Here is a 23,537-nt window from a genome sequence, read left to right as displayed (position 1 = left end):
TCTAGTCGTGGTGGGCGGCGGAGGAGGCGGTCGCCAGGCCGGCGTCGTCCATGGCGTCGATGTCCTGGCCGTAGACGCGGCCGACCGACGTGGCGGCGATGCGGGCGGCCTCCGAGGCGATCTCGCATTCGGTGGCGCACCGTTCGGCCAGCTGCTTCATGCGGTCCGCGGCGTCGGCCAGGTCGGTGATCTGGTCGACGACCTCGGTGGCGATGTTGTGGTCGCCCACCAGGTCGGCCGCCATGTCCCGCAGCGCGTCGGCGACCTTGCCGAGCGCGACCGCCAGGTCCTGGGCGCGGTCCTTGTCGAGCGCGGCGGCGATCGCGATGTTCACGATCTCCATCAGGTACTCGCCGAAGGTGATGTCAGTGCGGTGCTGGGCCGCCATGCCGGTCTGGCCCGACGCGGGCTTGTTGACCTCCGAGGCCACGGGATCCTCCTGTGCAGTGGGTCGGCTGGTGCCGGGACGCTGGGTGTGGGGCTCGGGCGCGCGGGGGAGGCTCGCCGGGCTGCTGACGTGCGTCCCGAAGGGGTCGGACGGGTCGTCGACGATGACCGCGTCCGGGATGTCGTCCTCAGCCGATTCAGGCTGCGGAGACCGGGTCGGGCCGCCAAGACGGTCCACCGTGATGTCGCCCAGGTCCTCGGGCCGAAGCCTCGAGGGCTCCTCCGGCTCGGGCGGGGTGCTGTCCTCGCCGGCCTTCGTGAAGAAGTCCTTGATCCGCTCCCGGAAGGAACGCTCGTCATCGCTGTCGCCGGGGTCCGGCGGGTCCTTGACGTCGTCGGGCTTGGGGCCGTCGTCCGTCCCGGTGCCGTCCTTGGCATCCGTGTCGCCGGAGCCGTCAGACGGCTTCTCGGTGTCCTTCTTGTCGTCCTCCGGCTTCTTGGTCGCGGAGTCGCCGTCCGAGCCGTCTGCGGGCTTCTCGGGGTCGTCCTTGGTCATCTTCTTGGTCGTGGCCTCGGAGTCCTTGTCGCCAGTGGTCTCCTTGGTGTCACCGGCGTCGTCCTTGGCCTTGCTGTCCTTGGCGGCCTTGTCCTTCTCCGCCGCGCGGCGCTTGTCCCAGCGGCGCTGCGCTTCCTCGGTCACGGCCGCGCCCAGGGTGGTGCGGTCGTCGGCGGCCTTGGCCGCCTCCCGCTTCGCCCGTGCCGCGGCCTTCCGCTCGGCTTTCACCCTGCGGCGTTCCTCGCGGGCCGCCTGGACGGCGGCGCGGTCCTGGTCGCGGTCCTTGCTGCGGTCGGCGAGGTTGGCGGCCTGGTTGGCGCTGCGCCGCTGCTGGCGTGCCGCCTGGCGGGCGGCGGCGCGCTCCTGGCGGCCGCGGGCCCGCTCCGCCCGGGGGCCGGCGGCCGGCGAGTCCTTCGACTTGCCGCCGTCGCCCTTCGAGCCGCCCTTGTCGGACCCGGAGCTGCCTGAGCCGTTCTTGCCGCCGGAGCGGCCCGAACTGCCCTTGCCCGTACCGGCCTTGCCCGACCCGGAGCCTCCAGAGCCGTTCTGGCGGCCTTTCGGGCCACCGGACGACTCATTGCCCTTCGGGCCGCCCTTGCCGCCGCCAGCGGAGCGATCAGAGCCCTTCCCGGCACCTTTGGGGGAAGTGCCGCCACCGGAACCGCGACCGGAGCCGCCGGAACTGTTCGTTCCCGGGCTCCGGCCCCCGCCGCGGCCGGAGCCGCCGGAGCTGCCGCCGCCGGCCTTCGAGCGACCCCCCTTGTCGGCGCCCAGGCCGGAGCCGGAGGACCGCGCCGCGTCGGCCTTGCCGCGCGCCGCCGTCTTGTCGGACTTCGCTTTCATCTGCGCGGTGTGGAGCTTGGCGTTCTGCTCCATCATCGCGGTTTCCTGTGCGGTGCGGGCTTCCAAAAGCGCGGCCTTGCGTGCTATTTCTGCCTCACGAAACGGCGCTTCACCGGCGTGCCGGTCCCGCGCCACTTCCAAACGGAGTTCCAGCCAGTCACCGAGACGATCGGCGAGAGAACGAGGCTGCTCGTATTCACCTTCCTCGCATTCTTCGTCTTCGAACTCCGGGGCATCGGGCATTCCCGTTTCCCGCAATGCAACTTCCGGGGAAATAGGGCCGCGAATGGCCGGGAGTTCCCGGGCCGTCCCTTCCGGGGATTCCGGAGGAGCATCGCCGCCCGCACTGCTGCCGGACGGTTCGGAATAAAAGAGATCCCCACCATCGGGGGCATCCGGCATTCCGCCGGAATCGCCGCCCCGAGTGGGGAGGCTGATCACGTTGCTGTCGGTGTCGTCGGACACGCGACCCTCCTCCTGGGCTTGACTGTCGGCATCGGCCTCGCGTACACGCGCGCACGCCACGCGCGGCACGCGACACGCGCGACACGCGTTGGAGTCGCCGAAGGGCCGCCCCCGGGGATCGGGAGCGGCCCTTCGTGCGGGGCACGGTGAGCTAGCCGGAGTGGCGGCTGTAGACGTTGTGCAGGGCGAGCGCGGCCTCACGGATGAAGTCCGTGTTCCCGTCGCGATACGCCTGGGTGCCTCGGATGTTGGTAATCCGGAGCCAGTAGTAGAAGGTGCCGAGGTCGTTGCCGTGCTGCGCAATCAAATCCTGTTTGATTTTGCGCTCATGTTCCGCACGGTTCATTGCCTTCCGCTCGGCTTTCGTGAGCGGGCGACCTGCACTCACGCCGACTCCCTGCGGTCCAGGTTGTAAATCGACGTGGGGCCACCATAGCCCGAATTCGGGCTCTGCGCACCCTGCTGACCCGGGTTTTCCGGGGCAGCCTGGAGCGTCGGGTGGTTCTTACGCGCCTTGAGCTGCGCCTTTTCCTTCCGGCTCTTCTTGACCTCCTTCACCTTTTCGTCGTGGGCGTGGCGCTTGTGGGCGCTCTTTTCCAGTCCCGCAGTAACGCTCTTGAGGTTCTTTAGAACGTCGTTCAGGGAATTTTCCACCGGGAAAGAGCGCAGGAAAGCCTGGCCCCACTTGTCGCCCTCCACGCGGGTCCCGCGGCAGTGCACACGGGCCTCGCGCTGGAGGATCTCCAGCTTGGCCTGCATGTCCAGCACGACCCGGTTGAAGTCCGCCAGGTAGTGCGCGTAGGCGGCCGGGTTCTGTGCGATCTCGCGCAGCGCCGCGTTCGGGTCGTCGAAGAAGGGCTGACCGTTGTTTTCGGTGCTCACGGGGTCCTCCGTGGGGGTCGGATCTGGTGTACTCGGGGGGCTGTTGACTGCTTCCGGCAGTCGCAGCGACGGCCAGCCCGCTTCCTTCGGGCTGGCCCTCACTGGTGTGTGCCGGACTCGGATCACGTCAGGTGCTTGTCCGCGTCCTCGGGGCGCAGCAGGCCGGCCTTGGAGAGCAGGCGCACCGCGCGGTCGTTGTTGACGCTGAGGTCGGTACGCACCCGGTAGAGGGTCACGAATCCGTCCTGGCCGCGGGGGAGGTTCTGTACGAGCGGCAGGAGTTCCTCGTCCGTCCGTACAGGCGTACCGGGACGCTCCGCGCCCGCCGTACTGCCCATTCCGGTTGCGGGGGAAGACGACGCGTCCGTACCTGTACGGGCCCCCGGCACACCCTCGTTGCCGGGCTGTGTACGGACGCTGATGGCGCCGGTGCGTCCCTGTACGGCCGCGCTGGCCGTCTCGGTACGCCCGACAGCCGCCGTACCTGTACGCGCCACCTCCTCGGAGGGGGTGTGTACGCCGTATGTACGGTCGCTGTACGCCCTGGTCACCACCGCTTCGGTGCCGCCATCGTGCGGCGGGTGCGAGGCGGGGCGTACAGGGTCCGTACCGTCCCATCCGGTGCCCGTGGCGTCGGGGCGAACCGCGTTGGACCCGGCGTACAGGTCGTGGTTCGCACCCTCTGTACGGCTGGACGACGCGGCGTCCGTTCCGTCGGAACGCCGGTGCGTACCTGTACGGGCGGCCATTCCGTTTCCGCCGTCCGTACCGGTACGGCCGACCGCAGGGGCCGCAGCGCCGTGCCCGTCCGTACCGTCGTCGTGCATGAGCGTGTGGACGCGCCAGATGACGGCCACGAAGATCAGCACGACGAACGTCGTCAGCTGCCAGGGAGCCGACTGACCGTCCTGGACGAGGTGCGCCTGCTCGGACAGGTGGTAGGTCACGTTCGCCGACGCCATCAGCAGCAGCGCGTAGGGGATGTCCTTCTTGGCCCGGAACGCGGTGACGCAGTAGACGTCGATGCTGACCGGCAGCAGCGGCGCGACGTAGGGGTGGATGCCGACCATGCGGGCCAGCTCGTACTCGCCGGAGGCGGCGAGCCCAACGCCGGAGGCCAACGCGACCCACGGGGCCGTCTTCCACACCTTCTGGCCGGCCTTCTGCTGCCAGCCGTTCCAGCGGGACGCGGACTTCTTCGCCTCCCGGGCCTCATCGAGCAGCCGGCGGGCACGGGCCTCATCGGCCTTCGCCCGCTCGGTGACGGCCTTCGCCTTGCGCTCCGCCTCCGCGGTGATGCGGCTCGCCTCCTTCTGGGCGGCCTCGCGCAGCTGCACAGCGACGGTCTTGGCCTCCTCCCGCAGCCGCTCGCGCTGCTTGTCGCACGCCGCCTTGAGCCCGGCGAGCTCGTCGGCGAGGGCCTTGCGCTTGGTAGCGGCCTCCGCGTCGAACTGGTCAGTGAGCACGCGCAGCTTCGTCCGCAGCTCGGTGCGGGCCGCCTCCGCCTCGGTGTGCGCGGCCGCGACCCGCTCGTCGGCCTCGCGGCGCCGGTCGTCGGCGGACTTGACCGCGTCCGCGTACAGCGCCTCCGCCTCCGCGCGGCGACCGTCGTACTGTTCGGCCGCCGTCGCCGCGAGCTGGGCGAACCGCTCGCGGGCCTGGTCGACCTCGCGCTGCGCCGCGGCGACCAGGGCGTCGGCCTGCTCCTGGGCGCGGGCGAGGATCTGGCCGGCCTCGGTGCGGCGCTGGTCGACCAGGGTGCTGATCTCGGTGAGGTCGGTCTCCGCCAGGCGGCGCAGCTCGGCAACGGCCGTGGCGGTGGCCGTGCGGTCGGTGGCGGCCAGCTCGGTGAGGTCGGCGACCTGCGCGCGGGCCTCCCCCACCAGGGTGTTGGCACGCTCACGGGCCTCCGTCAGGAGCCGGTCAGCCTCGCCGCGCGCCGCCTCCAGGTCGACCTTGGCGGCCTCGCGCTGGGCGGTGGCCTCCTGATCGGCGTCGGCGGTGATGCCCGCGGCGCGTGCCTGCGCCAGGTTCATCAGCACGGTGACCTGCTCGTGCGTGTCTGCGACGGTGCGCGCGGCCGCCGTCTCCGCTTCGGCCTGGAGGGCGGCGGCCTGCTCACGCGCGGTGTCGATGACGTCGGCGGCCCGGTCCCGGGCGTCCGCGACGCGGGCCGCCTCGAGGTCGACGACCTCCGCCTCCGGCTCCGTGTCCGTCGCCGGGGCCGGGGCCGGGGCCGGGGAGATGTCGGTGGCGGGGGAGGCGGTGGGCTGCGAAGCGGTGCGGGTTGCCGCCGGCTTCTTGCGGGCGGTGGGCCTCTTGTTACGGGTTCGTGTGGCGGCCACGCCGCCTCCTTCCGGTCGGGTGCCGCCCCAGCGGGGGCGGCGGTTCAGGGTGGCTCGGTCAGTCGCTCTGGGCGGGCAGCTCCGCCCGCCGATTGGCGGTCGCGTGCTGCTGGGTGAGCCAGGCAATGGCGGCCGCGGTCATGTCGTCGGCCGCGCCGCTGGTGTTCAGCGGGGCGGTGTCGATGTCGCGCATCGCGTCGAGGGCCGGCAGCAGCCGCATGTACTCCGCGCTGGCGGAGTGGATGAAGCGGTCGGAGGACAGGGCGATCAGGTCGTACTTGTCGTCCAGCCAGGTCCGCTCGACCTTGCACACGAAGGTGTGGCCGGCCTGCCCGATCCAGAACATCTCCGGGTCGCGGAACAGGACGAACTGGCCCCGCTGGAACTTGATCACGGGGGTGGTGCTCTGGGTGCTGTTGCTCATGGCGACTCCTGGCGGGTCGGTGGTCCGGACTCTCCGGCTCCCAGTCACCGCCCGACCCGGCCGCCGAAGTTCGACGGGCGGTGCGGGCGGATCAGGCAGCCGTCAGGCCGTCGCGCAGAGCCGGTGCGGGGCGACGACCTGGCCGTCGGGAAGCAGCTCGCCCGTGTCGTCGAAGATCACGGCGGAGTTACAGAGCAAAATCCAGCCCTGCTCCGGGTGAGCGGCGATGGTGTGCGCGGCCTCGCGGTCGGGGCTGTCGGCGGTCGGGCACGTCGGCCGGTGCGTACACAGGGACTCCGGCATCCGGGTCGTCCCGGCGGTGACGGTGGTCGTCGCGGTGTCGAGCTTGGTGCTGCGCTGCATGAGCTCTCCTGGCAAGTGGCGGGCCCGAGACTCTCCCGGACCGAAGGCATGCGAAAGGGCGGCCACCCGTCGAACGGGCGGCCCATCTGCCGGGGTGTCACGGGATGGGCAGTAACTTGTGCCGTCGTCCCGTGCTGCGGGTCAGGCCGCGGTGGCGATGCGGTCGAGGGCGGCACCGCGCTTCATCAGGCGCCGCTCGTCCTCGTCCGTCCCGCCCCACACACCGTGCTGCTCATCGCGCTCCAGCGCGCCCTCGAGGCAGGCCGCGCGCAGCGGGCAGACACGGCAGATGGCCTTGGCCCGTGCGGTCTGCAGGGTCGACAGGGCGTGGGCGAAGAACAGTTCGGGGTCGACGCCGACGGCGGCACAGGCCGGGCGGGACTTCGCGACGGTGGCCTGCTTGGGCGAGGTGCGTACGATGGCGCGCATGAGGGCCTCCAGAGGGTCCGTGCTTGCGAAACAGCCCCGGGGATGCCGCCCCGGGGCTGTTCTATTCCTGCGGCCGGACGGCCGGAGCGGGAAAAAGGGAGCGTGAGCTCCCGGCGCTCCGCCGTCCCCGCCCGAGTGGAGGGCGGGGACGACGGGCAATGCCGGGTTCAGCTGCGGCGCTTCGCGGACTGCCGGGCCAGGTAGGCGTCCTGGGCCTTGGCGAACGCCTTGTGGAGCGGCGCGCCGCCCTCACAGTCCAGGCCGTTCTGGCAGGGCTGGCAGGCGCTTCGGTGAAGGGTGGAGGCGCTGAACGTCGTCATGTAGCGGACGTACAGCGGGTCGCTCTTCGCCGCGGTCATCGGCCGCTGCCCTGCGACGACTGCCTGTTCTGCTCGGCAACCTTCCGTGACAGCTCGGCGTGCTCCTCTTCGGTCAGGCTGGTGATCATCACTGACCTCCCCGTGCCCGGCGCAGCGCTTCGTCCATATCCGGGTCCGAGTCGGTCGGGTGCTGTGCAATCCTGTGATCCATCAGGTCCTCCACGTAGGTCCTGGACAGCCCCGGGGGGTCTCAATTCGCCGGGGCTGTCGCCATTTCGGCTGGTCGTACGAACAGCCACGGCCTCCGCCCTCCCCTACCTACAGGGAGACCGGAGGCCGTCATCGTTCGTACAGACGCAGGTCAGCGCGTCGGGCGCACAGGGTGGAGAGTGTCCAGCGGCACCTCGGGGCCGTCGGCCGGACGGTCACCGTGCGGAACCTTCCGGCGCGCGGCGTCCGCAGCGCCGACATCCACGAGAACCGCGTTCCAGTCGGCCGCGCGACCGGCCGGGGTGCGCTCCAAGCGGGCCCGAAGGGTCTGGTCGGTGCGGGGGCTGAACGCCTTCGGTAGCACGGTGGTCGGCTGGCGGGACGAGGTCTCCGTGTGTGCGTCGGCCAGTGCTTGGCGCCACTCGACGATCGTCATGTCGAACTCCACACGGCGGTTGCTGCCGCGGCAGTGGATCGCGTCGGCTACGCCGGCCTTGCCGGTGTGGTGCGGCACCAGCTTCTGGATCCGGCTCTGCATGCCGGTGATCGGGCACCAGGTCTTGCAGTCCTCGCAAACGAGGGTCGCCTGGAGCGGCTCCCGCAGGTCGATGTGCGAGGGCAGAAGGCTGGAGAGCTTCAGGGCGGGGCGGGCGCTGGGCTGGCGCTTCGTGCGGGTACGGCGGGGGCGTTCCTTGGCGGTGGGCATCGCGGCCGTGATGGTCATGGCGAATCTCCTCGGGTGCAGAGGGGAGGGAAGGGGACTGCGTCGCGGTGCTCTCTCCGCCCACCAGGCGCACGGGCAAGCCCGGCGTCCTGACGGACAGACAGCGCATAGCGCTGCGACGTGCAACAGAAGGTCTAGAACCCGGGGGATTTGGTGGTGCCATCAACCCCGGCCACCCCGTGTGGGGCAGACGACCTACTGCGGTGGTCCAGTCGGACATGCGCTATTTGCCATGCCGACTGTCCTGCTCAGCTCGGTAGCTGAAGTTCGCCGCGAGCTCTTACACACAAGGTGCACTATGTGTATAAGGTTGTCAAGGAGGTGTTACCGATGACGTTCTCGACCCTGCACCCGCCCCTCGACGTCGGTGTGTGCTGCACTATGAGCAGGCCAGACAGACCGTCACGCGAGGGAGAAGCAGTGGGTGAGCCTTCCGGTCAGCCGGAGTACCAGAGGGTTATGGAGGATCTCCGGCGCCAGATCGCTGAAGGTGACCTGAAGGTCGGTGACCCCATCCCCTCAACAGCCAAGCTCGGCTCGCAATACGGCGTGTCCAGCACGGTGGTTCGGCGAGCCGTGACGGAGCTGACGGCTGAGGGCCTGCTGTATGGCAAGGCCGGCAAGGGAGTCTTCGTCCAGGCGCAGCCCGACCCCCTCGAGAGACTGCCGACGTCGGCGGAGCTCACGGCCACCGTCAGGAACCTCGAGGCCAAGCTAGAAGCCATGGCTTCTCGCTTGGAGGCCCTCGAACGTGGTCGTGAGGACTGACCGTGCGCCGCAGCCCACGACGAGCTCCGGTGGCTGAACTGAACTCCCCCTGCTCGCTGCACATTTGCCTCGCTCCTTGGCTGCTCTCGGCTTCGCTACGAGATTTGTAGGGCCGACCAGGGGTGGCGTTCTAGATCTGACATGTGTCCTACGGTCGGACACAGCGATCGGAGACATGAAGGGGGAGCAGCGTGGGGCAGAAGCCAAACGATTTAACTCCGGAGGCATCGCCCCTGGATCGTTTCGGGTACCACGTTCGAGATCTACGAGAGCGACGCAGCCACACCCTGCGCAGCCTGGCCGAGGCGACTTTCTTCTCCTACTCCAAGCTTTGGAAGTGGGAGAACGCCTTACGGGCACCGAAACACCGCTCCGAGGTCGTCCATCTCGACACGGTGCTCCGCGGTCAGGGGCTGCTGGTTGAACTCTGGGAACACATCGGCATGGAGCCTCGCGACAGCCATGTGTCCATTCCGGGACCTCATGTGTCCGAATCATCGTCGGGCCTGGTCACACCTTCCGCCGAACAGGCAGGCTCGAACCTTGACGACACGGACACAGTCGTCGTCCCCTGTCGCGTTCACGGAAGGATCTTGTTCGTGCCCGTGCCCCGCCGCGTTGTCCTCGCGTCTGGCCTCGCCGGCCTCGCCGCAGCCGCGCTCCCGGCCTCGCCGGCAACGGCAAGCGCCGCCGCCATGGCTTCCCCCGTTGAGCACTTTGCGCAGCTCCGCCGCGTCATGATCCAGACTGACAACCTGATCGGTCCTCGGCATGTCCTGCCTGCGCTCCAGCATCAGCTAGCGCAACTCGCCTTCCGCCGCCGGGCCTCCCGCGGCGCCGACGCGGCCGAACTCCTCGCGCTAGAGACCCGCTACGAGGAACTGGCTGGCTGGCTGGCGCAAGACATCGGTGATGAGCGAACCGCCCATGGACACACTGCGAAGGCGCTTGATGCTTCGCACATCACGGGCGACAGCAACCTCACCGCGTACATTCTCGGCCGCAAGGCCCAGCTCGCCGTCGATACCGGCCACGCCGCCGACGCCCTGGGTCTGGCAGCGGCTGCCCGACGCACTGCGCAGCCCGGCAGCCGCCTCGAAGTCATCGCCGTCATGCATCAAGCCCACGCGCACGCTGTCCTCGGTGACGGCGCAGAAGCCTTGACTGCATACGACACTGCGGTCACGCTCCTAGGTCGCGCGGACACCGACGGAATCTGGGGCTCCTGGCTGGACGAGGCGTACATCAGCACCGCTCGTGCGCGCTCTCTCGCCACTCTCGGTGACTACGAGAACGCCGCGGCCGGCTTCGACAGCGCCATCGCTGCTCTCCCAGCCACGTACCGGCGTGACCGTGGTGTCTACCTCGCCCGCGCTGCCCGCGCCCACGCTGGCACAGGAAACATCGCCCTCGCGACGCAGATCGGCCTGGAGGCCGTCGGAGTCGCCGCTGAGACGGGCTCGGCGCGCATCGTGAGCCAGCTCGACCGGCTCGATCGCACGCTCGCAGCAGCTAGCGGCAGAGAGGGAGTCGCCGAATTCCGCGCCGCGCTTGACCAGATCGTTCTGCATCCCTCCTGACCCAGCCTCACCCAATTTCTGGAGTTTCCGTGCCTCGCCCGTACGTCCTCCTGTCCGCTGCCGTCTCCCTCGACGGGTACCTCGACACCCGGCCGGGCGAGGATCGACTCCTACTCTCCAACGCCGCCGACTTCGACCGCGTCGACTCCGTTCGCGCCTCCGCCGACGCAATCCTTGTCGGCGCTGGCACGCTCCGAGCCGACAACCCCCGCCTGCTGGTCAACTCACCCGAGCGGAGGGCAGCCCGGGTGGCCGCCGGCTTGCCGGAGTACCCGCTGAAGGTCACCATCACCAGCACCGGCGACCTCAACTCCGACTGGAAGTTTTGGCATCACGGTGGTGAGAAGCTCGTCCTCGCCGTCGGCAGCGCCGCCGCCGAGAAGGCACACGCCAACCTCGGTGAGCTTGCCGCCATCCAGGGCATTCCCACCGAGGCCACCTGGCCGACCGCGCTGGATGTCCTCGGCGATGTGTACGGCGTCCAGCGGCTGATGGTCGAGGGCGGCGGCACGATTCACACTCAGCTCCTCGAGGAGGCACTCGCTGACGAGCTCCAGCTCGTCATCGCCCCGCTCCTCGTGGGACAGTCTGACGCCATACGGATGCTCGGCCCCGCCAACTACCTCGGCGGCCCCTCCGCCCGTCTCCGACTTCTGGAAACCCAGCAGATCGGCGACGTGGTACTTCTGCGGTACGCCCCGAAGGACATCTCCATGGAGCCCCGATGAGCACCCCTTCCACCTCGGCCAGCATGAACGCCCCGGGCACCGGCAGCTCCCCAAACGCTGCGGATCGGCAATGGCTCGCCCTCGCCTGCGAGCTCGCCGCCCTCTGCCCACCGTCGACGACCGCTTTCTCCGTCGGCGCAGTCATCGTCGGCTCCGACGGTACCGAGCTCGCCCGCGGCCACTCTCGAGAGAGTGACCCGCTTGACCATGCCGAAGAAGCTGCGCTCGCCAAACTCTCCGCCAGGGACCCCCGGCTCACCACCGCGACGATCTACAGCTCCCTTGAACCCTGCGCAAAGCGAGCTTCCCGGGACCGCCCCTGCGCCCAACTCATCCGCGAGTTCCGGATCCCTCGCGTCGTCACTGCTTGGCGCGAACCCGACACCTTCGTCGTTGGCGCCCACGGAACCGAACTTCTTGAGCACGCCGGCGTTACCGTCGTCGAGCTCTCCGAGTATGCGGACGCCGCCCGGGAGCCGAACTCCCATCTAGTCAGTCGAGGTGGATAGCGCCTCTCCTTTGAGGCGCTACGACCATGGGATGGCTGTTCTTGTGCCCGAACCAGAGGTTCAAAGCCGATAGAGGCGCTCACCAGTTGGGTGGTCGTGAAGTCGCGCCCGACAACACGCACATCGGCAGTACCGGAGATCGCCGAGTGAGGTATCTTTCAGCACATCAGTCTTGGATGGGGAGGTTTCTCAATGTCGGAGTCAGATCTGACCAAGTCGGTCGACGCCTTGGTTGACCGCGTACCGGACCTCCCCCCTCCCGCCGTGCGCCGACAACTGCGCCTCGCAGACGGCCTGACGCAGCGCCAGCTCGCGGACGCCCTCGAAGTGAAACCCCTGACGATCTTGCGTTGGGAGTCTGGGCAGACAGAACCACGACGCCCGTGGCGGGACGCATATGTCCGCCTGCTTCAGAGGCTCGCCGAGAAGTACCCATCTGCGGCCGTCGAGGACACCCGCAGGTGAGCAACGACCTCTGCATCACCTCATTTGGGCATGCTGACGCCAGCCTCCGATTTCTGGGGGATGGGATGACCTAAGGCCATCAGCCGCGCGCCTGGGAGTGGACTAACCACCCACTTCAGCGCTCACGCGGCCCGTCTGCCGCCTGGATTCACCACCCAGGTCGGCCGCTCAGTCCCCGGAACCACCCGGGTCTGAACTCCGGCTCATCGAGCCGTTCACACAACGCAAAACCCCCACCTTCCGAGTGGGGTGGGCCTCTAACCAGGGCCCACCAGATGGCAGGGCCCTAACCAGGTCCGAACCGCGGTGCCCCCACCACAGGGGCTCCGCAGCATCACCGTCCGAGTCGCACCGTCTAGATCCAAAGAACTGGAGGTCGCCGTTGCTCTTCGTTCGGCCGCCCGCTCCTCACGGAGGGGGCGGTCCACATACCCGCAGAGAACTGGTCGCGGTCCCGCGTGGCGGGCCGTATTCAGCATCCATATGGATAGGTGGTCGATCCTCATAGTGCCCGATGTGGTGTCCCCTGAAAAGCTGGATCCTGCTCGTTTCGCCGAGAAGCGAACAGCAGACTGCCCGCTTCCCCCCAGATTGAGCCGTTGTAAGGTCCGTCGACCGGAAGAGGGTCTTCCTGGACAACACTCAGCCCATCGTGTAGCTGAGGGCGGTCGTGGAGCGCAAGCCTGGCGGAAGATCCGCATTCTCCCGACGGCGGCGACTGGCGTGATGCTCTGGGGCTCCGTCCCCTGTGGCGGGACGGGTTTCAAGTTTTCTGCCCGCCGTGCGGGAGCGCTGGGGCGTACCGGTGCTGGTCGGACTGGTCCACAGGCCGGGCCCTGCAGGCTCGGCGAATGGATCACGAAACGGCTCCCACGGGAGGTGTCCGCTTTGCGGCGTACACCGGCCCGATGATGAGGCAGAGGGCTTCGGCCCCGGCAGTACCCACCGCCCCTGTTGGGGAGGTGGGCCGATGAGCGCCCTGGCGGCGCCGGTCGTCGCGTTCCCGCGTCCCCGTACGGAGTTCACCGGTGGGGTCTCGCGCCGTCGGCTGCGGTCGGTCCCGGCACAGGCTGGTCCGGTCGTTGGGCTGGAGCTGGGCAACCCGCTCCAGCTGACGCGGACGATGCGGGCCCGGCTGCTTGCCGCGGTGCGCGCGTTGGTGACGTCCCCAGCGCTGGCCAGCGTGTCAGACGCTGCCCGGCTGGCCTCGGTGGTGCTGATGGCGAAGTCGAAGGTGGCTGACGACTTTCAGGCGTCGATCTGGGCGGCGGAGCTCGGCCGGTGGATGGGGGTGTCGCAGTCGACGGTCGCGCACACCGTGCTGCCCGAGCTGCGTAGGGCGGGGGTCCTCGGGTCCAACGTCGCGACGAACTCCTTCGGGCATGCGACGGGCCTGGAGTGCTGGGTGATCCCGATGTACCGGGCGCAGAAGGCCGGCGACCGGGGGCACGCGCTGGCGCTGTCCCGTTCGGAGCTGGCGGTGCTGCTGAGCCTGTGCGAGGTGCTGTTCGGCCCCGGGTGGGAGCCGAAGGACAAGGCGCCGATCCCGGCCGGGCTGCTCGCCGGGCGTACGGGCCGGGGTGCGGCGACGGACCGGCTCGGGCTGCTGCTGATGGTCCTGACGACCGGTTCGTCGGGCTGGCTGCAGCTGCGCCCCGGGTCGGTGGACTCGGGCCGGGGACGTCCGGCGGCGACGGTCGGCGGCCTCCTGGGCTGCACGGCGGCGGCCGGGGCGAAGGTTCTGGCGCGTCTCCAGGCGTACGGCGTCGCGGACGTGGTGCGGCAGGAGACCGGCTCGGGTCTGCACGCGAAGTCGCGGGTGCGTCTGGTGCCGGTGGCTCGGGCCCACGGCGTGGCCGTGCGGGAGGCCCGGCGTGCGGCCGGTGCCGTGTTTTCAGACCTCGCCGGTACTGCATTCGGAGATCTTGAGTCCGACGGGATGGGCGAGACCCTTGTGGTTACTGGGGGCAAGGGTGCCGGGCAGGGCGAGATGGCCGGATCGGCAGACCTCGCCGCTACTGCACAGCACCACGCTCTCCACGCTTCCGGGGTTACTCCTGGGGGTTCTCTCGCGCTCTCTCGTGGCTTTTCCGGCGAAGGCCGTGGTGGGTCCGGTGATCTGCCGGACCGCGCGTGCGAGCGCGAGGACCAGGCCGTGGACGGCGATGCCGCTGCCCGGCTGACGCTGGTCGACGGCAAGGGTGGCCCGCTGCGCGGGGAAAAGCCGAAGAAGTCCCCGGTCGTTGAAGGCGGGAAGGGCAACTACGGGCCGGTGGCCGGCGGCAGCGTGCGGGCCGTGGGGAGCGAGGGTCAGGGCAGGCAGCAGCAGGGGAGGGTGGCTCTGCCGTCGCTGGATCTGCGGGTCGTTCTGGCCCCGGTCCGGCTGGTCTGGGCTCGCCTGGAGAGTTCGGCCGTCCGGCGCCTGGTGGAGGGCAAGGTCCGCACTGAGCTGGCCCGCGTGGTCGGGTTCGCCGGTCACTCCGACGCGCCGCAGATCCTCGCCGACCGGCTCGCCCGGCGCCTGGAGGACCAGATGCGGCTGGGCGGTCCGATCACGGATCCGGTGGGCTGGCTGATCGGCCGTGGCCTGCCGCAGATCCGGTTGTGTGCGGAGCCGCGGTGCGATGAGGGCGCGTTGCTCGACTCCGGCCGGGACTGCCCGCGCTGCGAGGACCGGCAGGTCGACAGCCGTGCTACCCGCCACGCGGTCGCGGCCGCCGTCGACGCCGCGATGCCCGGAGCCTCCGACACCGAGCGGCGGGCTGCCGCCGACCGGCATCTGCACGAGACCGTGACGGCCAGAGCGTGGGCGAAGGCGTACGAGTGGGAGCAGTACCGCGCCCGGCAGGCCGAAGTGAAGGCGGCCCGCGCCGAAGCCGCCGCCGCGCAGTCGGCTACCGGCATCCCGGCCGCCCCGGTGGCATCGGACGTGCTGCCCGCGCCCCGCCCGGTCGCCGCCGTCCCTGCCCCGGCGCCGGAGCCGGAGAACGCCGACGTCGACGACCAGGAGCTGGTCCTCGAGGACCTGACCCCCGACCAGGTGCGCGACTGGCGGGTGCGGGCGATGAAGGACCACCAGGTCGTCTTCGACCACATCGACCGCTACGGCGAGCCGTCGGCCCGGCGCTTGTTCAGCAATCAGCTGGTCAACGAAGCGCAGCACCTCTCTGGGCTCGGGCACCTGAACCTCGGCTACTCCACCTGGGGGCAGTCGTGAGCGGCGGCGAGGTGTCCGGTGTCGACCTCGCACGCCAGGCCCTGCTCGCGGCCCGGGAAGCGGCGAAGAAGAACGGTGCCACCCGCCAGAAGCCGAAGCGGCGCACCGGCACCGCCGTACGACGTGATGGCCGGGAGCCGCTCGGGTTGGGGAGCGCGATCGGCATGATGATGACCGAGCGCGGCATGGTCACCCCGGCCGTCGGCGGAAGCGTCCTCGCCCGGTTCGACGCCATCCTCGCCGCGGCCGTGCCCGAGCTCACCGGACGGGTTCGAGCAGCGGCGTTCGACGCGGAGACCGGCCGCCTGGACGTCGTCCCCGACATCTCGGCGGCCGGCACAACACTGCGCTGGAGCGCGCCGAAGCTGATCGCGGCGGCCAACGACACGGTGCCCGGCGCGAACGTCCGCACCCTGCACGTCCTGGCACCCGCACCCGTAGCCGCCGGCCCCGCCCCGGCCGCCGCCGAACAGGACCCTCAGCCGACCGCGCCCGCTGCGCCGGCGCAGCGCAGGACTCCGCCGGATGGCTACCGTCGTGCGATCGAGGCGCACCGCGAGGCCGCGGTGCGGTCGCGGATCGACCCGGGCATCGCGCAGGCGGTGGAGCGGCAGAACCGGGCCATGCGCGAGCTCAGCCGCCAGGTGTTTCCCGAGCCGCCCGTAGTGCCGGATGATGTGCCGGCCCCGATCAACGCTGCCCATCTCCAGCGCCGCCGTGAAGCCGCCGCCACCGAGGAAGCAGCCCTCCGGCGGGCCCGCGCGGAACGTGCTGCCCCGCAGGCCGGAACCGCTGCCTTGGTCACCAACGCGCCCGTTCCGCTGCGCACTACCGCTTGACCAGCCGATGGCGCCCGACGAAGTCCCCTGCCGCAAGTGGTTGCTGCGGCGTAGCGTGACGGGTACACGCCTGGTAGACACCGTGCGTTGCGGTGGCCACCGGAGGGGGAGTCGTGCAGGCAGGGACCGTACTGGATGGCCGCTACCGGCTGATCGGGCCGATCGGCGCGGGCGGGTTCGGGCAGGTCTGGAAGGCTCACGACCCCAAGGTCGACCGGCTGGTCGCGGTCAAGGTCCTCAGCGAGGACGGCGGCACGGACAGCGGTCGACAGGTGGCCCGGTTCGCCCGCGAGGCCGCGGTCGCCGGTGGTCTGTCCCACCCGCACATCGTCACCGTGCACGACTTCGGCTCCGCGAAGCACGACGGGCGGCTTTATGCCTACCTGGTGATGGAGCTGCTTCGCGGAGAGCCGCTCAGCGTGGTGCTGAAGAGCGGACGGCTGCCCCTGCGCGAAGTCGTGCGCACGGCGGCCTGCGTCGCCGACGCCCTGGGAACCGCACACGCGACGGGCCTGACCCACCGGGACATCAAGCCCTCCAACATCGTCGTCGGCTCCAGCGGCAAGGCAACGGTCGTCGACTTCGGCATCACCAAGAGCAGCGACGCCCGACACGACATCACCACCACCGGCGTCCTGATCGGCACCCCGGCCTACATGGCACCCGAGTGCTTCAACGGCACCTTCGACCACCGATCCGACCTGTACTCACTCGGATGCGTGCTCTACGAAATGATCGCCGGGCAGCCGCCCTTCCCCGGGACGTCCTGGCACCTGATCAACCAGCACCTCAACGAGCAGCCGGCGCCGTTGCTCAAACGTCGGCTCGCCACCCCGGCGGAACTGGTGGAGCTCGTCACCCGGCTCCTGGCCAAGGATCCTGACGACCGCCCCGCCGACGCCTTCGAGGTGATGCTCGCTCTCCGCGAGATCGACCGGCGGTACTACGACGAGGACCTGCCCACCCGCGGGCCGGACAGGTACGTCCGATCCACCGTGAGCCCCCGCATCACGGCCTTCGGCGCGGTCACAAAGCTTCTCCTCACGGACCGGGGCCCCTGCCGGGATTGCGCTTCCACAGCCGGTGCGCACGTCACGCCGGGCTGCCCTTCCTGCCGAGGAACCGGTGAGGTTTCCGCAGAAACAGCTCACCGGATCCGGATTCCGCCAGGGGTAAGACCCGGGCAACGACTGCGGCTCAAAGGTCTGGGCTGGCCCGGCAGAAACGGTGGTGAGCCGGGGGACCTCTTCGTCGTCGTTCGGGTCGAGGGCGCACACACCGACTGATGGGTACGGCTTCACTGCGGTGTCGACAGTACAACTCCCTGGGCCTGGGCGGCATCGCCCGGCCGCAGTGTCCACGGCACGGGCGAGGTGTCGGTGAGCCACTCGTCCGCCAAAAGCCGGCTGACGATGAGGGTGCGCAGGGTGCGGAACGTTCCCCATCGCAGGCCGGCGCACAGCTGTCCGTACGACGGCCCGTGCCCGTGCTCAGCGCGGAAGTCGACGGTGAACCGGGCGGCCTGAATTCCGTGGCCCGGGTGGTTAACCTTCCACTCCCTGTAGCGGACGGACAGGTGGGATGCCGACGGGATGGAGCCGGGGTCAGACATGAACGCGGACGCCACATGATCAGCCGGTAGTGCGCAGATCGCGCACCGCTCGACAGTCTCGGCGTGCCGTCGCAGACCTGGCCGTGCCTCGGCTTTCCACTGTGCCCACAGTTCAGGATCCAAGGGCGGCGGTGTCCAGTGAGCCCGTACCGGCTGCACCTGCTTCAGCCTCGGGGGCGAGGATCCGGCGGGCGAGCGCGGAGCAGGAAGCACAAGGGTCGCTCCGGCGAAGTGACGCACCGCGGCGTCGAGGCGGTACCGGTCGCCGGAGAGCTCGGCGAGGAAGCTCCTCTCCACCAGCTCGGGCAGCACGGCCCGACAGGCTGCAGGAAGGTCACTCGGCAGCGTCCCGTCGAGCGTGGAAGAAGCATGTGCCGCCAGGAACAGGGCTGCGAGCCGCACCGTCGGGGAGGACTTCCGCAATGGCTTCGCCGCCAACATACGGGTCGTCCAGCCTGACACCCGGGACCGGGGGTTCTTGCCACACAGCAGGGGGTGGTCCGCCTCGACGGCCAGGGCCGGCACCGTCACCGCGACAGGGAGCTCCGGGGCACCGTCGATTAGCTGGTCGGGGACCTGCCACCCCAGGCCGCGCAATGCGGCCACCGTCTCAGCCGGATCGGTGAGGCGCAGCGACCGCAGGTCCTGGCCGGTGAGGTTGCCATTGCCGCCCCGGGCGGCCCGGATGGCCACCACGACCGCGAGCAGCTGCGCGTCAGGATCGGAAGGTAGGAGTGCGGCCACGTACGACAGCAGACGGCATGCAAGCTGGGCCTGCGCACGCGTCAACTGGACGGCTGGCACGGTGCGGGCGGGGGCGACGGGAATTGGCACAGCACCCATAACGGGGCCCGCCGGTCGACGTCACGCTCCTGCGCCGCACGATGTAGCGAAGGCACTCGGCCGGTACCGGGGACGGCGGTGGTGGACCCGGGTACTGCCGGGCGAGCAACGGAGCACGTCGAGACCGGCGATCAACTGCCTGTTGGTGGGCTGGCAGCGCTTCCTGACCTGAGCCGGACAATCGGGTAGCGGCGCCCGTCCTCCGCGGTTTCGCTGGGGAAGTGCCACGAGGGGGCGGTGAGCGGGCAGAATCAGCCGTGTATGGACTCGAAATCTTCCCCAGCGCCTGTGACGAGTGGTGCCGTTCCCGCGGGCAAGGGGGGTAAGCGGCCGACGCGGTCTCGGGTTCGGCATGGCAGCCCTTCTTGCGCCGACTACGGCTGCACACGTCCGGAGTGCACGGCTGCGGCGCGGCGGGATCGTGCCCGCCGTACGCGCGAGCTGAAGGCCGGTCGGCCCGCGCGAGTGTCGTCTGCCGAAGCCGCGTCGCACGCTTGCAGGTTGCAGCAGACAGGCTTGTCGGCCGCGGACATCGCCGAGATCTCGGGAATCGCCGTCACGCTAATACGGCGGTTGCTCCGGCCGACGGGGGAGCGTCCGGCCGGGGTTCACCGTGCCACCTCGGAGGCCATCCTCGGGATCCCGCTCACGAGTGTTTTCAGACGGGAGCGGCTTCTACCGGGGCTGGTCGACGCCGGTAGGGCGGCCGCCAGCCTGCAAGACCTCGCGGAACACGGCTGGCCGACCATCTTCCTGGCCTCCGAGCTGAACACCAGCACCCACACACTTGCCGCCATCCGCGGCTGCGAACGCCCGCGCCTGGCCCTTGACCTGGACCGCAAAATCCAACGCCTCACCGCACTGCTCCTCGCGAGCGAACCGGCGGACCACGGCATCTCCGAACACCGCAGCCACCGAGCGAAAACCGCTGCGCGCCAGCGAGCCGCAAGAGCGCATCGGCCCGGCCCAAGCACCTGATTCCATCGTGCACCGACGGACCCCGATTCATGCGGTGCCGACCGGGGAGGCACCGGTTTCCGTGAATGCGTCGGCTCTGTCAGTACCAAGGTCCACAATCAGGTGACATCACCCACATAGACCACCGGGGGCATGATGGATCGACGTCTCATCCAGACCGCGGTCTTCGGCAGTTCGGATTCCGACGAGCCTGCCGTGTGTCCCGAGACCGTGGACGAACTGGACGCCTTCCGCCTCGAGTACGAGAGCACCACCATCTGGTGCGGCACCCATTTCGAGGGCGGATGTGGCCGCCGGCTCACGACCCGCCGGTGCACCGACAAGATCTGCCACTTCGCCCACTACGGCACCGACGGCTCCGGCCAGCCGTGCACCCGCACGGCGAAGGGCAAGGACAGCGCCAACCACCTGTTCGCTAAAGCCCACCTGGCGGCATGGCTGCGCGCCCACCAGCACACCGCCGAGTTCACCTACCCCGAGCCGTTGGGCTCGGCCGTGCAGGCCCGGCTGGATGACGGACGGACCTTCCTGGTCCATCTCGACCGCAGCCGGCCCGTCGCATGGGACGACGACGCCTGGGAGATCGTCCTCGGGCCCGGCGTGCCCGTCATCACGGACATCCTGAAGCGGCGTGGGTACGTCCACCGCATCCGCTTCGAGGACCGGCCCGGCGGCGGGCGCGTCATGAGGTTCGGCACCGAGCTCCCCGGCCAGGGCACCACCTGGGACAGCCTGGACGACGTCACCCTCACCCCTGATGGCCTGACCACGGTGGCCATGCCCGACGGTGTGCGCATACCTGCGTCCGAAGCCTCGCGGGACGACGGAGCGAACGAGCGGGCCATCGTCACCGTCACCCGATCCCACCCGCACGCGGGGAGGGCCGCACGCCAGGACGACCCCGTCAAACGCGCGGTGATGCACCTCGACCGCGCCCTGCGCGAGCAGACACATCAGATCCACGCCGCAGTGGACACCATCCGCCAGCTTCTGCAAACGAGCCAGACGCCGGAAGACATCGGCAGGCTGCGTCTCGCTCTGGGCCGCGGGCAGCTCTGGACGGAGCAGCAGGCCGCGCACCGGCGAAAGGTCATTGACCGGCTGAAGGCACAGCCGACGCCCGACCTTCTCCTGGAGGCCGCCCAGCTGGTGAAGTACCCGGACGCCACACCCGATGAACGAGAGGCCGTCCGGTCCGCACATGCCCGCTACGAGGGCGATCAGGCCGCCTACCAGCGTGACCTGGCTGCCCAATACGCCCTCAAGCAGCAGCAACGGGAAGCAGAGCTACGCCAACGTCAGGACGCGCAGCAGTACCAGGAGGCGGAGCGCCGCAGGCGGGCTGAACAAGCCCTGACCGAGCGCCGCCAGGCCGAGGAGGAACAGGCACTGGCCAAGCGCCGCGAGGCCGAAGCCGCGGAACAGCAGGCACACGCCGAGAAACTCGCCTATCTGACGCTCTTCCTCTCCGGCGCCCTGAAGAAGGCGGCCCGTGAGGGACGGGCCACCACGTGGGAGGAGATCGGGCAGAAGACCGGCCAGCGACAGCTCGGCCGCCTCACCCACCAGGACAAGCTGAGCCTCCTGCAGACGGTCGAGGCGAACACCCTGCCCCACAACCCCCTGTGGTCGACCGTCCTTGCCGCTGCCGGCACCAGTGAGGCGCTACACCTTCACCGCGACATCACCCAGCTGCTCCAGCGGACCGTCCCTGACAGCGACAGCGACCTTCTCGCCCACCTCACGGTGGACTGTGCTCGGCTCCGCCGGCAGTGACCGTCACCTGAAAGGCCAGAGGAGAGGCCGAGCACCGGCTCCGGCGTGCTCCAAGCGCAGAGGAGAGGCGGCCGGGCATCGCGATGAGAGTCCCCGCGGGGGCTCTCTCAGTCGGCGAAGCCGGTGATGAGGTACTGCTGGTCGGCGTTACGCACGCGCTGCTGTTCCCGGGTGCGACGCCGGTGCTGGACAAGGCCGTGCAGCATGCCGGCGACGACGAAGGCGGCGATGGTCAGGACCGTGAGCCAGGCGATCGTCTCTGCCTCTGCCCAGGTGCCGTCGGCCACGGGCCCGGGGGAGTGCGCCTCGATGTACCTGGTGGTGATGACCACTTCGACGACCGTGAAGGGGATTCCGGCGGCGCTCCACAAGCCCACCAGGACCCACGGGCTCCACAGCCGCCGCTCGTTGGGCAGCCGGAACCCGCTGCGCACCTCCCGCGCCTGGGTAGCACTGCGGCGTCCCGCTACCCATCCGGCCACCATGGAGCAGGCGGAGCCCAGAACCAGCAGCCCGGCAAAATGTTCGACGAAGAACTGCGCGTCGGGGGACATCAGCCGGGCCGTTGCCATCACGGGGAAGGCCATTACGATCAAGGCACCCGCCAGTGCCTTCCACTTCGACGACCACACCTGATCGGCACCACTGCGCCACTCCTTGACGCACCGCATCACCGCCACGGCCGTGCCGGCCCAGAGCACCGCGCACAGCACCACTGCCCCCATGGGGTAGCTCCCCTTCCTCGGACCTTTGAGGCCAGACTCGACGAGTCCCGCCACCGCGTAGCTGCCCAGCGCAAGTGGCTGCGCGCCGCGCACGGAGTGTTGCCGTGGCCGTGTCCCGCTGCCGCCCCCGGCGGTCGCTCAGTCCCGGGCGCGGGCTTCGCTCTCCAGCTGATCGGAGAAGGTCATCAGTTCCCATACCTGGGACTTCAGCGCCGTGACGATCTCTTCCAGTTTCTGTTCGCGCTTGTCGCCGGGCTCGGTGGCCTCGTCGTCCACGAGAGCATTCGCGAGGAAGTCCGCCAGCCGCTCCAGCGCGCTCGCGCCCAGCCCGAGCCGGCTGGCCGAGTCCAGGTCCCTGTCCACGACCGTTCCAATGCCGCTCTGCTTGAGCCGCAGCGTCGCGGCCTGCACGCGCGCCATGTACATGCTCTGGGACGGCACCCGTACGACCTCGTCCCCGGCCGGGCCAGGTGGGGTGTCGCCCGGGAAGCCAAGCATAGAAGGACCGAGCAGATCCAAGATCTCCTCCGTGCACGTGTGGGTCTCGGCGATGCCCTCGGCATTGAGCACCAGCAGGTCGAACCTGTCGTGGCCGTGTGCCAGCATCGTCCGGGCCGGGAAGTGCCGCACCACAGCGACCTGGTCGCCGAACTCCTGGGCCGCGGCCTCGCACAGGCTCTCCGCCATGTTGACCAGCCCGCCGCCGAGCATGAAGTCGGTGGCGATGACCAGGTGCCCACCCTCTGTCGTCGGCCAGGCCCTCATCCGCACATGCAGGCGGTGATGGTGCGCGTCAGGGAAGTGCCAGGCATGGTCATCACGTACCGGGCTCAGCTGTGCAGGAGTAGGCAGGACAAGATCAGACACAGGCTGGTCCTCTCAATGGGGGCGTAGCGCCGCTGGTCACGTTAGCCAGCGGGGCGTACCTCTCGCCCGCGAATACGGGGTTTCGGCCAGGCGTCCATGCATGGGTGGAGCAGGCGAGGGGGAGATCAGGGGTCGTGGCGGACGGTGGAGTGTCTCGTGGCGCTCTCGTGCGGCTTGTTTGGCTGCGGCCCAACGGCCCCTTGTGACTGCTTCGGTCGTCTCAACACCTCATTGGCCCTCGCCTGGAGTGATCCGGCGCGGCCCGGGCCAAGATCGGACAGGCCTTTCGGGGGAAGCCTCCACCACTCGGCGCCGGGTAGCGGGCGGGGGTGCGCTCAGCTGTTTGAATCCAAGTCGTACGGGGGTGTCTTATCAGCCAATGCGGGTGGGGAATCGGTTCAAGGGTCCCGTGCTCGGGTTCTCGGACGATGGTGATCTCGACGTCGGCGGGGGTCAGACCCTTGTCGTCACCGAGGTCGTCCCGGATCAGCCGGGAGGCCAGCACGTTCCCCTGCCCGGCCGCGGCCATCGCCCTCTCGTCCAGCACGATGCGCACCGCTTCGCTCACGGGCGCTGCACCTGCGCGACTGGCCGGACTCTACGTCGCCGGCATCTTTCTCTGGTCTGCCAGGCCAACGACTCAGGAGCAGGAGCGAAGCGCATCGTCCCAGGCACCAGGGCT

The 23,537-nt window shown here is 69.6% G+C and carries 20 protein-coding genes and 1 pseudogene; 9 read left to right on the top strand and 12 right to left on the bottom strand.

Annotated elements, in window-relative coordinates; genetic code table 11:
* Position 1 precedes the first annotated feature (1 nt).
* The 9 genes from AB0D46_RS28945 to AB0D46_RS28905 form a co-directional block, all read right to left on the bottom strand.
* Positions 2 to 2,251, bottom strand: a complete 2,250-nt coding sequence (locus AB0D46_RS28945; protein WP_362881748.1) for an ATP/GTP-binding protein — start codon at positions 2,249 to 2,251, stop codon at positions 2 to 4.
* A gap of 151 nt (positions 2,252 to 2,402) precedes the next feature.
* On the bottom strand, positions 2,403 to 2,639 hold the full coding sequence (locus AB0D46_RS28940) for a hypothetical protein (protein WP_327169939.1): 237 nt from the start codon (positions 2,637 to 2,639) through the stop codon (positions 2,403 to 2,405).
* On the bottom strand, positions 2,636 to 3,133 hold the full coding sequence (locus tag AB0D46_RS28935) for a hypothetical protein (protein WP_362881746.1): 498 nt from the start codon (positions 3,131 to 3,133) through the stop codon (positions 2,636 to 2,638). Before AB0D46_RS28935 ends, AB0D46_RS28940 begins: the two co-directional genes overlap by 4 nt.
* A 122-nt stretch (positions 3,134 to 3,255) precedes the next feature.
* The gene (locus AB0D46_RS28930) at positions 3,256 to 5,478 is read right to left on the bottom strand and encodes a hypothetical protein (protein WP_362881745.1); all 2,223 of its coding nucleotides are present in this window, start codon (positions 5,476 to 5,478) and stop codon (positions 3,256 to 3,258) included.
* A 58-nt stretch (positions 5,479 to 5,536) separates the two neighbouring features.
* Complete coding sequence (locus AB0D46_RS28925; protein WP_362881743.1) at positions 5,537 to 5,902, bottom strand: hypothetical protein; 366 nt, start codon at positions 5,900 to 5,902, stop codon at positions 5,537 to 5,539.
* Positions 5,903 to 6,004: 102 nt separating this feature from the next.
* Complete coding sequence (locus AB0D46_RS28920; protein WP_362881809.1) at positions 6,005 to 6,193, bottom strand: DUF5999 family protein; 189 nt, start codon at positions 6,191 to 6,193, stop codon at positions 6,005 to 6,007.
* A 213-nt stretch (positions 6,194 to 6,406) separates the two neighbouring features.
* The gene (locus AB0D46_RS28915; RefSeq protein WP_362881742.1) at positions 6,407 to 6,694 is read right to left on the bottom strand and encodes a WhiB family transcriptional regulator; all 288 of its coding nucleotides are present in this window, start codon (positions 6,692 to 6,694) and stop codon (positions 6,407 to 6,409) included.
* A 167-nt stretch (positions 6,695 to 6,861) separates the two neighbouring features.
* Entirely contained in the window at positions 6,862 to 7,053 is a 192-nt protein-coding gene (locus AB0D46_RS28910) for a hypothetical protein (protein WP_362881740.1), read from the bottom strand.
* 322 nt (positions 7,054 to 7,375) lie between these two features.
* Positions 7,376 to 7,948 (bottom strand): hypothetical protein, encoded by a 573-nt coding sequence (locus AB0D46_RS28905; RefSeq protein ID WP_362881738.1) that lies wholly within the window; start codon positions 7,946 to 7,948, stop codon positions 7,376 to 7,378.
* 300 nt (positions 7,949 to 8,248) lie between these two features.
* Between AB0D46_RS28905 and AB0D46_RS28900 the strand changes: the two genes are divergently transcribed.
* The 7 genes and pseudogenes from AB0D46_RS28900 to AB0D46_RS28870 all read left to right on the top strand — a co-directional run bounded on the left by AB0D46_RS28900 (position 8,249) and on the right by AB0D46_RS28870 (position 17,340).
* Positions 8,249 to 8,716, top strand: coding sequence for a winged helix-turn-helix domain-containing protein (locus AB0D46_RS28900; protein ID WP_362881737.1), 468 nt, complete (start codon positions 8,249 to 8,251; stop codon positions 8,714 to 8,716).
* Positions 8,717 to 8,907: 191 nt separating this feature from the next.
* Positions 8,908 to 10,296: a hypothetical protein gene (locus AB0D46_RS28895; protein WP_362881735.1), complete on the top strand. Its 1,389-nt coding sequence runs from the start codon at positions 8,908 to 8,910 to the stop codon at positions 10,294 to 10,296.
* Positions 10,297 to 10,325: 29 nt separating this feature from the next.
* Positions 10,326 to 11,533: pseudogene (locus AB0D46_RS28890) on the top strand (dihydrofolate reductase family protein).
* A 192-nt stretch (positions 11,534 to 11,725) separates the two neighbouring features.
* Positions 11,726 to 11,998 (top strand): helix-turn-helix transcriptional regulator, encoded by a 273-nt coding sequence (locus AB0D46_RS28885; RefSeq protein WP_362881733.1) that lies wholly within the window; start codon positions 11,726 to 11,728, stop codon positions 11,996 to 11,998.
* Positions 11,999 to 12,968: 970 nt separating this feature from the next.
* Positions 12,969 to 15,215 carry a hypothetical protein gene (locus tag AB0D46_RS28880; protein WP_362881731.1) on the top strand — a complete coding sequence of 749 codons (2,247 nt, stop codon included), beginning with the start codon at positions 12,969 to 12,971 and terminating at the stop codon, positions 15,213 to 15,215.
* A complete protein-coding gene (locus AB0D46_RS28875; protein WP_362881729.1) occupies positions 15,212 to 16,054 on the top strand; it encodes a DUF721 domain-containing protein in 843 nt (280 codons plus the stop codon). The genes AB0D46_RS28880 and AB0D46_RS28875 overlap by 4 nt, the downstream gene beginning before the upstream one ends.
* A gap of 113 nt (positions 16,055 to 16,167) precedes the next feature.
* Positions 16,168 to 17,340 carry a protein kinase gene (locus AB0D46_RS28870; RefSeq protein ID WP_362881727.1) on the top strand — a complete coding sequence of 391 codons (1,173 nt, stop codon included), beginning with the start codon at positions 16,168 to 16,170 and terminating at the stop codon, positions 17,338 to 17,340.
* Positions 17,341 to 17,351: 11 nt separating this feature from the next.
* On the opposite strand, the gene AB0D46_RS28865 is transcribed toward AB0D46_RS28870, so the two are convergent.
* Complete coding sequence (locus AB0D46_RS28865) at positions 17,352 to 18,455, bottom strand: hypothetical protein (RefSeq protein WP_362881725.1); 1,104 nt, start codon at positions 18,453 to 18,455, stop codon at positions 17,352 to 17,354.
* Between the two features lie 555 nt (positions 18,456 to 19,010).
* On the opposite strand from AB0D46_RS28865, the gene AB0D46_RS28860 reads away from it, so the two are divergent.
* Positions 19,011 to 19,487, top strand: coding sequence for a hypothetical protein (locus AB0D46_RS28860; protein WP_362881723.1), 477 nt, complete (start codon positions 19,011 to 19,013; stop codon positions 19,485 to 19,487).
* A gap of 132 nt (positions 19,488 to 19,619) precedes the next feature.
* Positions 19,620 to 21,263, top strand: coding sequence for a cell envelope integrity protein TolA (locus AB0D46_RS28855; RefSeq protein WP_362881722.1), 1,644 nt, complete (start codon positions 19,620 to 19,622; stop codon positions 21,261 to 21,263).
* A gap of 107 nt (positions 21,264 to 21,370) precedes the next feature.
* Here the strand turns inward: AB0D46_RS28855 and AB0D46_RS28850 are convergent, their stop codons facing one another.
* Both AB0D46_RS28850 and AB0D46_RS28845 read right to left on the bottom strand, forming a co-directional pair.
* A complete protein-coding gene (locus AB0D46_RS28850; RefSeq protein ID WP_362881720.1) occupies positions 21,371 to 21,988 on the bottom strand; it encodes a hypothetical protein in 618 nt (205 codons plus the stop codon).
* 138 nt (positions 21,989 to 22,126) lie between these two features.
* Complete coding sequence (locus AB0D46_RS28845) at positions 22,127 to 22,753, bottom strand: hypothetical protein (protein ID WP_362881718.1); 627 nt, start codon at positions 22,751 to 22,753, stop codon at positions 22,127 to 22,129.
* Between the last annotated feature and the right edge of the window lie 784 nt (positions 22,754 to 23,537).

The organism is Streptomyces sp. NPDC048383 (assembly GCF_040651775.1).
In the GTDB taxonomy this organism is placed as follows: Bacteria; Actinomycetota; Actinomycetes; order Streptomycetales; family Streptomycetaceae; genus Streptomyces.
This window is presented reverse-complemented; position numbering and strand designations above follow the sequence as displayed.

What these genes read in the sequence shown, in the direction of transcription:
- AB0D46_RS28925 (WP_362881743.1), bottom strand. Translation starts at nt 5,902, where the DNA reads ATGAGCAACAGCACCCAGAGCACCACCCCCGTGATCAAGTTCCAGCGG.
- AB0D46_RS28915 (WP_362881742.1), bottom strand. Translation starts at nt 6,694, where the DNA reads ATGCGCGCCATCGTACGCACCTCGCCCAAGCAGGCCACCGTCGCGAAG.
- AB0D46_RS28910 (WP_362881740.1), bottom strand. Translation starts at nt 7,053, where the DNA reads ATGACCGCGGCGAAGAGCGACCCGCTGTACGTCCGCTACATGACGACG.
- AB0D46_RS28905 (WP_362881738.1), bottom strand. Translation starts at nt 7,948, where the DNA reads ATGACCATCACGGCCGCGATGCCCACCGCCAAGGAACGCCCCCGCCGT.
- AB0D46_RS28885 (WP_362881733.1), top strand. Translation starts at nt 11,726, where the DNA reads ATGTCGGAGTCAGATCTGACCAAGTCGGTCGACGCCTTGGTTGACCGC.
- AB0D46_RS28880 (WP_362881731.1), top strand. Translation starts at nt 12,969, where the DNA reads ATGAGCGCCCTGGCGGCGCCGGTCGTCGCGTTCCCGCGTCCCCGTACG.
- AB0D46_RS28855 (WP_362881722.1), top strand. Translation starts at nt 19,620, where the DNA reads ATGATGGATCGACGTCTCATCCAGACCGCGGTCTTCGGCAGTTCGGAT.
- AB0D46_RS28850 (WP_362881720.1), bottom strand. Translation starts at nt 21,988, where the DNA reads ATGGGGGCAGTGGTGCTGTGCGCGGTGCTCTGGGCCGGCACGGCCGTG.
- AB0D46_RS28845 (WP_362881718.1), bottom strand. Translation starts at nt 22,753, where the DNA reads ATGAGGGCCTGGCCGACGACAGAGGGTGGGCACCTGGTCATCGCCACC.